Annotated in this window: 1 protein-coding gene; it reads right to left on the bottom strand. The window is 56.3% G+C overall.

Annotation, left to right across the window (positions count from 1 at the left end; all coding sequences use genetic code 11):
* A partial coding sequence (locus tag NE591_RS12805; protein WP_256156807.1) for a DUF3990 domain-containing protein occupies window positions 1-348 on the bottom strand: 348 nt, incomplete at its 3' end.
* Window positions 349-414: the final 66 nt, after the last annotated feature.

The raw sequence follows: 414 nt of genomic DNA on the forward strand, positions 1-414 counted from the left end.
ATCGTTCGCCACGGGCCCAATGATAATGTCCACTTCGAGTGCTTTATCGCGACCTTGCTTTCGGTTGTGCATGACGAACTCCAGCCACTCTTCATTAGGTTCGGAAAATTCGAGAACGCGTAGCTCGCGCCCGGCTCGCTCCATATCGCATTCGTAGCTATTCAGCGGCGGAGCCCCCTCCATGCCGCGGCGCACAAAGGCCTTGCGAGCGAAATCCTCCGCTTGAGCAAGGTTTGTCGTGGTGTAAAACCCTGTTCCGAAATCCAAGTAGGGAGAACGATTCACAATCCTCGGCTCACTGGCCGTTTGAGTTGAAGCATGGTAGAGCCGCACGAAGAAGGGCGCCAAGGAGGACTTGGACGCGCTTCAGGAGCAGCTGGGCATTCCGGTCATCTTCATCGAGGCGAAGCTGTC

The organism is Adlercreutzia sp. DFI.6.23 (genome assembly GCF_024462535.1).
Lineage (GTDB): Bacteria > Actinomycetota > Coriobacteriia > Coriobacteriales > Eggerthellaceae > Adlercreutzia > Adlercreutzia rubneri.